Origin of the sequence: Mesorhizobium sp. M1217, assembly GCF_040318275.1 — a bacterium.
Classification (GTDB): domain Bacteria; phylum Pseudomonadota; class Alphaproteobacteria; order Rhizobiales; family Rhizobiaceae; genus Mesorhizobium.
Window position 1 is genome coordinate 107,865 of record NZ_JAMYMA010000006.1, and the last position, 12,878, is coordinate 120,742.

At 63.2% G+C, this 12,878-nt stretch carries 12 protein-coding genes and 1 other RNA gene; 1 reads left to right on the forward strand and 12 read right to left on the reverse strand.

Annotated elements, in window-relative coordinates; translation table 11 throughout:
* Position 1: 1 nt before the first annotated feature.
* Genes ftsW through mraZ form a run of 9 tightly spaced genes read right to left on the reverse strand, consistent with a single transcriptional unit; the run spans position 2 to position 10,218 of the window.
* Positions 2 to 1,153 carry a putative lipid II flippase FtsW gene (gene ftsW, locus NKH37_RS12080; RefSeq protein WP_352456168.1) on the reverse strand — a complete coding sequence of 384 codons (1,152 nt, stop codon included), beginning with the start codon at positions 1,151 to 1,153 and terminating at the stop codon, positions 2 to 4.
* Entirely contained in the window at positions 1,153 to 2,553 is a 1,401-nt protein-coding gene (murD, locus tag NKH37_RS12085; RefSeq protein WP_352647391.1) for a UDP-N-acetylmuramoyl-L-alanine--D-glutamate ligase, read from the reverse strand. The genes ftsW and murD overlap by 1 nt, the downstream gene beginning before the upstream one ends.
* An 8-nt stretch (positions 2,554 to 2,561) precedes the next feature.
* The gene (gene mraY, locus NKH37_RS12090) at positions 2,562 to 3,644 is read right to left on the reverse strand and encodes a phospho-N-acetylmuramoyl-pentapeptide-transferase (protein WP_023676767.1); all 1,083 of its coding nucleotides are present in this window, start codon (positions 3,642 to 3,644) and stop codon (positions 2,562 to 2,564) included.
* 24 nt (positions 3,645 to 3,668) lie between these two features.
* Positions 3,669 to 5,102 (reverse strand): UDP-N-acetylmuramoylalanyl-D-glutamyl-2,6-diaminopimelate--D-alanyl-D-alanine ligase, encoded by a 1,434-nt coding sequence (locus NKH37_RS12095; protein ID WP_353003439.1) that lies wholly within the window; start codon positions 5,100 to 5,102, stop codon positions 3,669 to 3,671.
* Entirely contained in the window at positions 5,099 to 6,553 is a 1,455-nt protein-coding gene (locus NKH37_RS12100) for a UDP-N-acetylmuramoyl-L-alanyl-D-glutamate--2,6-diaminopimelate ligase (RefSeq protein ID WP_353003442.1), read from the reverse strand. Before NKH37_RS12100 ends, NKH37_RS12095 begins: the two co-directional genes overlap by 4 nt.
* 54 nt (positions 6,554 to 6,607) lie before the next feature.
* A complete protein-coding gene (locus NKH37_RS12105; protein WP_352481539.1) occupies positions 6,608 to 8,335 on the reverse strand; it encodes a peptidoglycan D,D-transpeptidase FtsI family protein in 1,728 nt (575 codons plus the stop codon).
* Positions 8,336 to 8,349: 14 nt separating this feature from the next.
* Complete coding sequence (gene ftsL / locus NKH37_RS12110; RefSeq protein ID WP_023676771.1) at positions 8,350 to 8,727, reverse strand: cell division protein FtsL; 378 nt, start codon at positions 8,725 to 8,727, stop codon at positions 8,350 to 8,352.
* Positions 8,728 to 8,731: 4 nt separating this feature from the next.
* On the reverse strand, positions 8,732 to 9,763 hold the full coding sequence (gene rsmH, locus NKH37_RS12115; protein ID WP_023721208.1) for a 16S rRNA (cytosine(1402)-N(4))-methyltransferase RsmH: 1,032 nt from the start codon (positions 9,761 to 9,763) through the stop codon (positions 8,732 to 8,734).
* The gene (gene mraZ, locus NKH37_RS12120; protein WP_352481541.1) at positions 9,760 to 10,218 is read right to left on the reverse strand and encodes a division/cell wall cluster transcriptional repressor MraZ; all 459 of its coding nucleotides are present in this window, start codon (positions 10,216 to 10,218) and stop codon (positions 9,760 to 9,762) included. Before mraZ ends, rsmH begins: the two co-directional genes overlap by 4 nt.
* A gap of 406 nt (positions 10,219 to 10,624) precedes the next feature.
* Here mraZ and NKH37_RS12125 point away from each other — a divergent pair, with 406 nt between their 5' ends.
* Positions 10,625 to 11,740: a cystathionine gamma-lyase gene (locus NKH37_RS12125; RefSeq protein ID WP_353041054.1), complete on the forward strand. Its 1,116-nt coding sequence runs from the start codon at positions 10,625 to 10,627 to the stop codon at positions 11,738 to 11,740.
* Positions 11,741 to 11,749: 9 nt separating this feature from the next.
* Here NKH37_RS12125 and NKH37_RS12130 read toward each other — a convergent pair whose 3' ends face one another.
* The 3 genes from NKH37_RS12130 to rnpB all read right to left on the reverse strand — a co-directional run bounded on the left by NKH37_RS12130 (position 11,750) and on the right by rnpB (position 12,873).
* Positions 11,750 to 11,929: a type II toxin-antitoxin system RelE/ParE family toxin gene (locus NKH37_RS12130; protein ID WP_245278673.1), complete on the reverse strand. Its 180-nt coding sequence runs from the start codon at positions 11,927 to 11,929 to the stop codon at positions 11,750 to 11,752.
* A 109-nt stretch (positions 11,930 to 12,038) separates the two neighbouring features.
* On the reverse strand, positions 12,039 to 12,323 hold the full coding sequence (locus NKH37_RS12135; RefSeq protein WP_352481543.1) for a type II toxin-antitoxin system ParD family antitoxin: 285 nt from the start codon (positions 12,321 to 12,323) through the stop codon (positions 12,039 to 12,041).
* Positions 12,324 to 12,474: 151 nt separating this feature from the next.
* Positions 12,475 to 12,873: RNase P RNA component class A (rnpB, locus tag NKH37_RS12140), an RNA gene on the reverse strand.
* Positions 12,874 to 12,878: the final 5 nt, after the last annotated feature.

Consider the following 12,878-nt stretch of genomic DNA (forward strand, 5'->3'; position numbering starts at 1 on the left):
CTCACTCCGCCGGCATCGCACGCGGCGACGGCATGAAGCCCAGCTGCTTGCGCTTTTCCGGGCGCTTGCGCGTCAGCGCCAGCACCATGCCCATCGAGATGGCGATCGCGATCTGCGAAGAGCCGCCGTAGGAGATGAACGGCAGCGTCATTCCCTTGGCCGGCATCAGCTGCAGATTGACGGCCATGTTGATGACCGACTGCAGGCCGAAGACCGTGACCAGGCCGCCAACCGCGTAGCGGGTGAAATCGTCCTGCTCCCTGAGCGCCGTGTTGAGACCGCGCAGCACGATGAAGCCGAAGATGGACATGATGAAGAAACACATGATCAGCCCGAATTCCTCGCCGGCGACAGAGAAGACGAAGTCGGCGTGGCTGTCGGGGATGACCCGCTTGACGGTACCCTCGCCCGGCCCGACGCCGAACCAGCCGCCATTGATCAGCGCCTCGCGGCCCATGTCGACCTGGAACGTGTCGCCCTCGCCGGTCATGAAGCGGTCGATACGGCCGGCAACGTGCGGGAACACTGCATAGGCGGCGAACACGCCGCCGACGCCTGCAGCACCCAGCGCGACGATCCACAGCCACGGCAATCCGGCCATGAAGAACATCACCCCCCAGGTGCCGAGCACCAGCATGGTCTGCCCAAGGTCAGGCTGCGCCACCAGCAGCGAGATGACCAGTGCAAGCAGCAACATGGCGAACAAATTGCCCGGAATGTCGGGCTGGCGCTTGTGCTCGGCGAACAACCAGGCGCAGATGATGACGAAGGCCGGTTTCAGGAACTCGGACGGCTGGATCGACAGGCCGGCTAGCGACACCCAGCGCCGCGCGCCCTTCACCTCGACGCCGATATAGAGCACCGCCACCATCAGAAACAGCATGATGCACAACATGACCAGCGCCATGCGCCGGATCTGCCTGGATTCAAGGAACGAGACGGCCAGCATTACCCCAAGCGCCGGAATGGTGAAGATAATCTGGCGTGTCGCGAAGTGGAAACTGTCTAGCCCGATGCGCTCGGCCACCGCCGGGCTTGCGGCGAAGGACAAAACGATGCCGAGCCCCATCAGCGACAGGAACGCCGCCAGGAACCAGCGATCGATCGTCCACCACCAGGTCGCCACAGGGCTTTTGTCGAGACGGCTTTGCATTATCGTGTCCCTCCGATGGGCTTCACGCCATCAATGGCGGTTGCGGCTTGCCTGAACGCCTCACCGCGCACTTCGAAATTCTTGAACTGGTCGAAACTGGCGCAGGCCGGCGACAGCAGCACCACTGCCTCGCCGCTACTATCCCTGGCCGCATCGCGGGCGGCGTGTTCGACTGCCGCCGCCAACGTGCCTGATATCTCGTAGGGCACCGCTTCGCCCAGCGTCGCCGAAAAGGCCGGTGCGGCTTCGCCGATCAGATAGGCCTTGGCGATGCGCGGGAAGAAGCCGCGTAACGGCTCGATGCCGCCCTCTTTCGGCAGGCCGCCGGCAATCCAGTAGATACGCGCAAAGCTCGACAGCGCCGGTGCAGCGGCATCGGCATTGGTCGCCTTGGAATCGTTGACGAACAGCACATGCCCTTTGCGGCCGACCTGCTCCATGCGGTGCGCCAGCCCAGGGAAACTCTCCAGTCCGGATTGGATCTCGCCGAGCTCGAGCCCGACCTTGAGGCAGGCGGCGGCGGCGGCCAGCGCGTTCTGCGCATTGTGCTGGCCGCGCAACGAGCCGATGCCTTCGAGGAAGGCGACACGGCTGTAGCGGCCGTGCACGGCTTCCATTAAGTTGGTGCCGTCAGCGAAATAACCGTCGGTCAGCGGCAGGCGCTTGGAGATGCGGATGACCTGGCGGCCGGCCCGCTCCAGCCGATCGGCGATCTGGGCGCACCAGGAATCGTCGACACCGATGATTGCCGTCTCGCTGCCGGCCACCAGCCGCTCCTTGATCGAGGCGTAGTGTTGCATCGTGCCATGGCGGTCGAGATGGTCCGGCGTCAGGTTGAGCAGGACACCGGCCGTCGGATTGATCGAAGGGGCAAGATCGATCTGGTAGGAAGAGCACTCAACCACATAGTGCCGTTCAGGCTGCGGCGGATCGAGCGTCATCACCGCGCGGCCGATATTGCCGCCCATCTGCGTGTCGCGCCCAGCCGATTTTAGGATGTGCGCCGTCAGTGCCGTGGTCGTCGACTTGCCGTTGGTGCCGGTAATGGCAATGAAAGGTGCTGCCGGTGCCAGCAGCAGCCGCTCGCGGCAGAAAAGCTCGATGTCGCCGATGATCTCCACGCCTGAGCCCCGCGCCAGCTCGACGGTCCAGTGCGGCTTGGGATGCGTCAGAGGCACGCCGGGCGACAGCACGAAGGCAGAAAACCTCGCCCAGTCCGCACCGCGCAGGTCCGCTGTCGTGATGCCGACCGCGCCGGCTTTGGCGACGCTGTCGGGATTGTCGTCCCAGGCCAGCACATCCGCGCCGCCCTCGATCAGCGCGCGCGCCGTGGCAATCCCCGAGCCACCGAGCCCGAAGAGCGAAACGCGCTTGCCTGAAAAGGATGCGGCGGGGATCAAGCGGCCTCCTATCTGAGCTTCAGGGTCGACAGGCCGACCAGCGCCAGGATGACGGCGATGATCCAGAAGCGGATCACCACCTGGCTTTCGGTCCAGCCGAGCTTTTCGAAATGATGGTGGATCGGCGCCATCAGGAAGACGCGCTTGCCGGTCATCTTGAAGTAGCCGACCTGGATGATGACCGAGAATATCTCGACGACGAACAGGCCGCCGACGATGACCAGCACGATCTCGTGCTTTGTCGCCACCGCGACCGTGCCGATCAGCCCACCCAGCGCCAGCGAGCCGGTGTCGCCCATGAAGATCGCCGCCGGCGGCGCATTGAACCAGAGGAAGCCAAGCCCGGCGCCGATCACCGCTCCAAGGACCACCGCAAGTTCACCGGTGCCGGGCACGAAATGGATCTGCAGATATTCGGCGAACACCGCGTTGCCGGAGAGATAGGCGATGACGCCGAAGGATGCGGCGGCGATCATGATCGGCACGATCGCCAGCCCGTCGAGACCGTCGGTCAGGTTCACCGCATTGCCGGCGCCGACGATGACGAAGCACGAGAACGGGATGAAGAACCAGCCGAGATTGACGAGAAACTCCTTGGCGAAAGGGAATGTCAACGATGACGAGAACGGCGCCTGGCCGTTATGCATAATCACCCAGGCGGCGATGCCGGCGATGACGAATTCGAGCCCCAGCCGCGCCTTGCCGGAAAAGCCGAGATGCGATTGCTTGGTTACTTTGAGATAATCGTCGTAAAAGCCGATCGAGCCGAATCCCAGCGTCACCAGAAGGACCACCCAGACGTAGATGCTCGACAGGTTCGCCCACAGCAGGGACGAACCGACGATGCCGGACAGGATCATCAGTCCGCCCATTGTCGGCGTTCCCGCCTTCTTGAAATGCGTCTGCGGCCCGTCGGCACGGATCGGCTGGCCCTTGCCTTGCCGCAGCCGCAGCGAATTGATGATGGTCGGTCCGAAGATGAACACGATCAGCGCCGCTGTGATCAGCGCTCCGCCGGTGCGGAATGTTATGTAGCGGAAGACGTTGAAGACCGAGATCTTGTCCGCAAATTCGACGAGCAGTGTTAGCATGCGCTTGCGTCCCCCGGACCGATCCTAGGTCTGTCTGCTGGTTGTGGCTTCCGCCGGAAACTTGCCGAGCAACGCCTCGACCAGCTTTGAAAAGCCTATGCCCTTCGACGATTTGATCATGACCACGTCGCCGGGCTTCAATTCCGATAGAAGAACCGGTTTCAGATCTTCCGCACCGGCGCGGTATTCCGTCTTGATCTCGCCCGGCAAAACGTCGGCCAGCGCCCGCATTTCCGGACCGCCGAGAAAGACCGTGCGCGTGTCGGTGCCGACGATCAGACCGGCAAGCGCGGCATGCAATTTCGCCGAATGGCTGCCGAGCTCGAGCATATCACCGAGCACGGCAATGCGCCTGCCCTCGCCCGACACCGGCGTCGTGTTAAGCAGTGCCATTGCAGCGCTCATCGACGCCGGATTGGCGTTGTAGCTCTCGTCGATCAGCGTGATCGGCCCGTTGGGGTGACGCAACACATAGCGCTTGCCGCGTCCGCGTTCGGGCGAAAGATCGGCCAGCGCCTGCGCAACTCTGGTGACGTCGGCGCCGACCAGATGCGCGGCACCAAGCACCGCGAGCACGTTCTGCACCATATGGCGGCCCGGCGCGCCGATCCTGGCGACAATCTCGTGCCCGCCAATCTTGGCGGTGATGACCGAGTGATCGCCATTGAGCTCGCATTTGATCAGCTTGAAGGTCGCCCGGGCATTCTCGCCGAACCCGTAGACATGCTCGACGCCGGCCTCTTTGGCCATCTTCTCCAGCAGCTTCCAGCGCGCATCGTCGCGGTTGAGAAGGGCGGCGCCACCGGGCTCCAGTCCCTCGAAAACCTCTGCCTTGGCCTTGGCGATCTCGTCCAGGTTGCGGAAGAAGCCGAGGTGAGCCGCCGCGATCAACGTGACGATGGCGACATGCGGCCGGACCATCTTGACCAGAGGCCGGATCTCGTCGGGATGGTTCATGCCGATCTCGAAGACGGCATAGTCGCAATCCTGCGGCATGCGCGCCAGCGTCAGCGGCACGCCCCAGTGATTGTTGAACGACTGGGCCGATGCATGCACCGTACCGACCGCGGAGAGAGCGTGGCGTAGCGCTTCCTTGGTGGTGGTCTTGCCCGCCGACCCGGTCACGGCAATCACCCTGGCCTTTGAGCGTGCGCGCGCGGCAACGCCGAGCTTTTCCAGAGCGACAAGCACGTCCTCCACGACGATCATCGGTGCCGTCAGCCGCCCCAGCGACGGCAGCTTGCCCTCGGCGACGACCAGCACCCCGGCGCCCGCCTTGATGGCGGCGGTGACGAAATCATGGCCGTCCATGGCCTCGCCCTTGATGGCGAAGAAAGCGTCTCCCGGCTGCAGGCTGCGGCTGTCGATGGAAATGCCGGCGATGCCTTCAGGCATCGGACCGAGCGGCCGGCCATCCATGGCGGCAACCAGCGCCTCGGAGGTCCACAGATAGCTCACGTCGCTTGCTCCCGCAGCGCCGAGCGAACTTCCTCATGATCGGAAAAATGCAGCGTCTCGGTGCCGATGGTCTGGCCTTCCTCATGGCCCTTGCCGGCCACGATCAGCGTGTCGCCAGCGTGAAGCATCCCGACTGCCTCGTGGATGGCCTTGCGCCGGTCGCCGATCTCGATGGCGCCAGGTGCGGCCTCCAGGATCGCGGCGCGGATCGTCTCGGGAACTTCCGAGCGGGGATTGTCGTCGGTGACGATGACGACATCGGCCAGCCTTGTGGCGATCTCGCCCATGATCGGCCGCTTGCCCCGGTCACGGTCGCCGCCGCAACCGAATACGACGATGACGCGGCCGGTGGTAAAGGGACGCACCGAAGCCAGCACGTTTTCCAGCGCGTCCGGCTTGTGCGCGTAGTCGACATAGACCGGTGCGCCATTGGCGGCCGTCCCAACGAGGTCGAGCCGCCCCGGCGCACCCTTCAATTTCTCTAGCGCCATCAACGCCTTGGCAACAGATGTTCCAGTCGAAATGGCGAGGCCCGCCGACACCAGCGCATTGGCGATCTGGAAGTCGCCCGCCAACGGCAGGTCGACTTCATGGAGAACGCCGTAAACTTCGACCTCGGCGCGTTGGCGGTGGCGCTCGTGCTCGACCCGCTTCAGCCGCAGGAAATCGCCGTGGCGGCCGACCGTCAGCACGTTCAGTCCCGCTGCCCGCGCCGCCTTGATTGTCGGCTCCGACCACGGGTCGTCGGCAAAGATGACGGCCGGCGCGCCCTTCGGCAGCAGCGCATCGAACAGACGCAATTTGGCGCGATGATAGTCCTCGACCGTCGGATGATAGTCCATATGGTCGCGGCCGAGATTGGTGAAGCCGCCGGCCGCAAGCCTGACGCCATCGAGCCGGCGCTGGTCGAGGCCATGGCTGGACGCTTCCATCGAGGCGTGGGTGACGCCGGCCTCCGCCAACTCCTTGAGCAGCCTGTGCAGTGCCACCGGATCCGGCGTGGTCAGCGAGCCATATTCATTGCGGCCCGGCGCCACCACGCCGGTCGTGCCGATCGAAGCGGCGACCAAACCCGCCTGCTCCCATATCTGTCGGGTGAATGCGGCGACGGAGGTCTTGCCGCTGGTGCCGGTCACCGCGACCATGGTTTGCGGTTGCTTGCCGAAAATACGGGCAGCACTCAGCGCCAGCGCAAGGCGCGGATCGTCTACGACAAGAACCGGAACTGGCAGCCCGGCGACCGCACTGCCCTTGCCGACAACAATCGCGGCAGCGCCGCGGCTCGCGGCATCGGCGGCATAGGCTGCGCCATCCGCCTTGGAGCCGGTGAGCGCGAAAAAGACAACACCCGGTGTTACCTGGCGGGAGTCCGACGAAATCCCTGTAACCTCCATGTCGAAGGAAGCTGTCCCCTCGACAGGCAGGATACCGGCTAGATTTTTCAGCTTCATCGAACCCCGTTCATCGCAACAAAATAGCGCGCAGTTGCCGGCGCGCCCCAAGAATCACTGATAGGAAACCAGCGTTGCACCATTTTCATGGCTGAAATCTGGCTTCACGCCAAGCATGGAAGCCGCACGTCGGATGATGTTTGCAGCCATGATGCCCGCATTCGAGGCAGCCGTGGCACCCATGCCGGGCTTTTCCGGCTTCGGTTCGTCGGCGATCGTAAGCACTATGTATTGCGGATCGTCCATTGGGAAAGCCGCAACGAAAGCGTTGAAATTCTTTTCCTTCGAGTAGCGGCCGTTGACGACCTTCTCCGCCGTTCCCGTCTTGCCGCCCACCCGGTATCCTGGCACCCGGGCATTGCGGCCGGATCCCTTTTCGGCATTGAGGGCATAGAGATAGCGCATGCCCTCGACGGTCTTGTCGCTGACCACTTTCTTGGCCACCGCCATCGCCTGCTCCTGGGTGCGCGGCAGGAAGGTCGGGTCCATCAGATAGCCGCCATTCATCAGCGCGGCGCAGCCGACCGCCGTCTGCAGCGGGGTCGTCGACACGCCGTGGCCGAAGGCGATGGTAATCGAATTGACCTGCTTCCAGACCTTGGGCTCGGTCGGCCGGGCGACTTCCGGCAGTTCGGTCTGCATCTTCTCGAGGATTCCCAGGCGATGCAGGAATTCGCGGTGTCCGTCAATGCCAACCGCTTCGGCTTCCTTGGCAGAGCCGATATTGGATGAGTAGATGAACACTTCCGGCACCGACAGCACCCGGCCCTTGCCATGGAAATCATGGATGGTCTGATGGCCGATCCTGATCGGGCGCGATGCGTCGAAGCGGCTTTGCAGCGTTATCTTGCCGGAATCGAGCGCCATGGCGGTGGTGAAGCTCTTGAAGGTCGACCCCATTTCGTACAGGCCGGCGGACATACGGTTGAGCCGGTCCTTGTCCTGCGCGTTATAGGGGTTGTTCGGATCGAAATCTGGAACCGACGCCATCGCCAGCACCTCACCGGTCTTGACGTTGAGCACGACGGCACCCGCCGCGATCGCATGGTACTTTTCCATGCCGGTGGCGACCTCGTCACGTACGATATGCTGGACGCGCAGATCGATCGAGAGCTGGACCGGCTTCAAATCCTTGGCCACCGCCAGGCCCGACGCCTGAAGATCGCTCAAGCCCTGTTCGTCGATGTATTTCTCCATGCCGGAGATGCCCTGATTGTCGATGTTGGTGAGGCCGACAATGTAGGACGAGGTTTCGCCGGCCGGATAGAACCGGCGCTTTTCGGTGCGGAAGCCGAAGCCGGGGATGCCGAGCTGCATGATATCGGCCTGCTGCTTCGGCGTCAGTTGCCGCTGCAGCCAGACGAAGCCGGCGCCGCTCTTCAGCTTGTTGTATGTCTGCTCGTAGTCGATCTCGGGAAGCACCGTCGACAGCTTTTCGATCGCCTCGTCGGCATCGACGATGCGGCGCGGTTCGGCAAACAGCGACGCCGTCTTGATGTCGGTCGCCAGCACTTCGCCGTTACGGTCGACGATGTCGGGCCGCGATGCCGTCACCCGGCTCTGCGGCCCGCCCGACAGGTCGGGGTTCTGGAAACCCAGATAGACCAGCCGCCCGGCAATGGTCGAATAGATACCGAAGAACACCGCCATCGTCATGACAATGCGGGTCCTGCCCTTGCCACCGGTTGCCTTGCGGGCACCTTCGACCACGATCGATCCGCCCGCGCCGGGCTTCGAACCGCGCTTCAGCAGCCTGCCAACCTGTGGAAATCTGGCGGCCATTGGAAATCCGGTGATCATTGGACGATGCCTCCGGTCACCACCGGATCCTTGCCGCCAATATCAGCCATGCCGCCCAGCCGCTGCGATGAAAGGTCCTCGATGTTGACGGGTTTGGCCGGCAGATCGTCCAGCCCGACGATCTGGCGCGCATTGACCGGCTCGAGTCCGAGTTGCGATTTGTAGATTTCGGTGAGCTTCTGCAGGCGCGACGGCTGGGTAAGCAGGCTCCAGTCCGCCTTGAGCAGGTCGATCGTGTCCTCTTCATAACGGATCTGCGCCTGGATCTTGTGCACTGCCGCCAGTTGCTCCTCGGCCTCGCGCTTGGTCTTGTAGGTCAAGGCAGCCGCCGAAACCATGACGGCGATCAGGACTATGTCGCTGGTACGAAACACGTGTTCACCTCTCTCCCGGTCGATCGGCACCGGGAAGCTTTGGGCCAGGCAGTTTTGGCAGGCCGAAAATCGAAAAATCACCAGCGCGCGCCGGCGCCTCTGTACGGATCGCAGCGCGCAGCCTTGCCGAGCGCGCCCGCGGATTGGCCGAAATCTCGGCATCGCCAGGCGTCACGCCGCTGCCCTTCTTGGTGAAGGTGGCGGTGCGCGCCTGCGCCTCGGGCAGGTGCCGCGATCCGGTCGCTGAATCAGCTCTGTCGGCGATAAAGCGCTTGACCATGCGGTCCTCCAACGAATGGAAGGTCACCACGGCAAGCCGCCCGCCCGGTTTCAGCACGCGCTCGGCGGCAAACAGCGCCTTTGCCAGCTCGCCGAGCTCGTCGTTGACGAAGATGCGCAGCGCCTGGAAAACCCGGGTGGCTGGATGGATCTTGTCTTTCGGCGCGCGGCCGATATGCGTCTCGATGGCATCGGCAAGGTCGAGCGTGCGCTCAAAGGGGCGTTTTTCGCGACGGCTCTCGATCATACGGGCGATGCGCCCAGCATGGCGTTCTTCGCCGAGAAAACCGAAGATGCGGGCAAGATCGCCCACCTTGAAAGTGTTGACGACGTCGGCGGCGCTCAGGCCCGCCTGCGCCATGCGCATGTCGAGCGGTCCATCGGCGCGGAATGAAAAGCCGCGCTCCGGCTGGTCGATCTGCATGGAGGAGATGCCGATGTCGAGCACGACGCCATCGGCACTTTCAACCTGCTCGTCGAGCGTTGAGAACGGTGCCTGGACAAGCCTGAGCCTGCCGCCGGACTGCTGTTCAAGGGTCCGCCCCGCCGCGATCGCATCCGGATCGCGGTCGATGGCGACGACCGAGGCTCCGCTTGCCAGAATGGCCTTCGTGTAGCCGCCAGCACCGAACGTGCCGTCGACGAGCACCTCGCCTTTTGTCGGCGCCAGCGCCTCCAGAACTTCGGCAAGGAGGACCGGAATGTGACGGGCTGGTCCGCCAACGGCATGAACTTCATCGCCGTCGCCCGCCATCATTCCGGCCGCTCCCCGGGCTTCGTCCCCTGCCGAAGCTGCAAAAGCCGGGCGCGAGCTTCCGTCCCATAGGCGCTGAGCCGTCCCGGCTCCCAGATCTGAAAGAAATTGCCGCGGCCAACGAAGGCCACTTCCGCTGAAATGCCCGTATGCTCGCGAATGAAATCGCTCATCGTGATACGGCCGTCCTGGTCGAGCTTCAGAAACGTTCCATCGCCATGGCAGAAGAACGACATGTCGTCCGCCGCCTGCAGGAACGGGTCTTCCTGCGCGATGCGCTGCTCGTAGCGATCGAGCAGGTCGAGCCCACCGACATCCATCGCCGGGCGATCCAGGCAGCGTAGCGCATAAAGTTCCGAATAGCCGCGTTTCTGCACAACGGCACGGAAATGCGCCGGCACGGACACCCGTCCCTTCGCATCGATCCTGTTCACCGCGTTCGACAGAAACCGGTCCATTACGCCTTACGGCCGCTTGCGCCGCCGCACCCCTCTGCATCTTCCTGTCCGCGCCGCCCCGGCCCGGTCGCCGTCCAAAACCCACTTCATTATGACGGGCGAACGCAGGCAAACGCGCAGCCGCCGCGGCTGCCCGATTGGCGTACGCTTCACCCTGACACGGAACGAAGGCTTGAGTATCGGAATGGGATATCATGGGGTGTTATGGGCGTCAACGGGAACAGTCTTCAAAACGCGCCTGCCACGACTGGGGAGAGCAGCTTTGACGGCACTCCGGTCTTTATCCTCCATTAAGCCTAACGAAGGGTTTAGAGCCGTGTGGTCCAACCGGACGCGGCTTGCTGCGGATCGTTGCCGCGCATAGCCTCGGCATCTCCTTTTCCGGTCAGTAACGAGGTTTGAAGCCATGTCTGAAACAGCCAAGTCGCGCGCCGCGGCACTTCCTCATCTGCGTCGCGCCGGGCTGGCCAAGGGCGACCCAATTCCCTTGCCCTTGACCATGGCCGCCATTTTCCACGCGCCGGGTGACGGCACCGGCTACGATCAATATGGCCGCTTCAGCAATCCGACCTGGGATGCAGTCGAGCACATGCTGGCGCATCTGGAAGACGCCCCATGCGTCGCCTTTCCCTCGGGAATGGCTGCCATCTCGGCGGTGTTTTTCGGCCTGCTCAAAGCCGGCGACCGTATCCTGCTGCCGTCCGACGGCTACCATACGACGAGAGCGTTGGCAGACCGTTTCCTGAAGTCCTTCGGCGTCGCGTACGATGTCCGGCCGACATCGAGCTTCCTCGACGGCGGCTTTGACGGATACCGGCTTGCCTTCGTCGAAACGCCCGCCAATCCAGGACTGGACATATGCGACATCGCAGCCGTCGCCGAAGCCGTGCACAAAGCGGGTGTGATGCTTGTGGTCGACAACACGACGATGACGCCTTTCGGCCAGCGCCCGCTCGATCTCGGCGCCGATATCGTCATTGCTGCCGACACCAAGGCGCCGAACGGCCATTCCGATGTGCTGTTCGGCCATGTCGCCAGCCGCAACGCAGATATTATCTCGAGGGTGACCGACTGGCGCGAGACGTCGGGCGCCATCCCCGGGCCGTTCGAGGCATGGCTGGTACATCGCGGCCTCGAAACGCTGGACGTGCGCTTCGACCGCATGTGCGCTTCCGCCGAAATGATAGCGCGACGGCTGAAAGACCATCGCGCAATCAGCGGCTTGCGCTTTCCGGGACTGGAGAGCGACCCATCACACAATCTTGCCCGCGCCCAGATGGAGCGCTTCGGATTTCTCATCTCGTTCGTGCTCGCCTCGGAGGACAAGGCCGAGGATTTCATCAACAACTGCGCGTTGATGCAGGCAGCGACATCGTTCGGCGGCGTACACACTTCGGCCGAACGGCGATCAAAAAGGGGAGATGCCGTTCCGCCCGGCTTCGTTCGCTTGTCGATCGGCTGCGAGCCGGTGGAAGAGCTTTGGCAGGCGATCGAGACGTCGCTAGACCGCATCGGCACCTGAGCAGCGCGACTACGAATTCAGATCGCCGGCGTCGATCTTGCGCCGGCCGTGGAGAACGCGAACGATTTCGATCGCCTCTTCGCGGACACGATACAAAGTGAGGTATTCGCCGACGATCAGGTGACGGATGCCGGGCGCAATGTCTTCGCGCGGTGCACCTGAGAAGGGATGCAGGGTCAGCAAATCCACCGCCTTTGCAAGAGATCCACGAGGCGAACCGCCGCATTTGGATTCTGTTCGGCAATGTAGTCGACGATGGCTTCGAGGTCGATCGATGCCTGAGGAAGCAGGCGATATTTCACTCCTCAAGGCCTTTGGCCTCGGCCATTTTCAGATATTTGGCGCGCAGCCGTTCCATGATTGGCGGCCCGTCCAGCGCCGGTCCGCTGTCGATCCCCTCCTGCGCCATCTTGCGCAATTCCTCGACCGTGTAGCCGAGCAGGTCGCGCCTGTCCTTCCATTGCCTCAGTGCGTCGCGGATCACCTCGCTCGCCGAGGCATATTCGCCGGCGGCGACCACGTCGTCGACTGCCGCGGCCAACTCCGGCGACAGCGTGATGCTACGTTTATCGACCTGTCCCATGACGCGCTCCTGAATATCGTCATCAACTGGTACGATTTAATCGCACCATTTTCAAGGAATGTCGCGCTCGATTGCGGGTCGAAAAGTGAATCAACGGCTGCGCCCGAAGACGTAACCTGCTGATATCAGGAGATTTCCTTTTATCGGGGAAACTGCCAGCTGGCCTGTAAGCCGGGTTCTGTATGGCCCTCGCCCCTTACGGAGCGAGAACGTGGCGGCCATTCATCTTGGGCGCATGTTGCCATGCGCCTCACGCAACCTACCCGGACGGTGAGCCGGAAACAGCCCTCGAGGGTTTCCCCTCGCACCGCCCCTATTCGGTCTTGCTCCCGGTGGGGTTTACCGTGCCGCTCCTGTTGCCAGTCGCGCGGTGGGCTCTTACCCCACCCTTTCACCCTTGCCACGATTAGATCGTGGCGGTTTGCTTTCTGTGGCACTTTCCCTGGGGTCGCCCCCGCCGGCCATTAACCGGCACCGTGTCTCCATGGAGCCCGGACTTTCCTCACCCGCAGCCTTTCGGCTTCGCGGGTGCGGCCGCCCGGCCAGCTGGCAAGG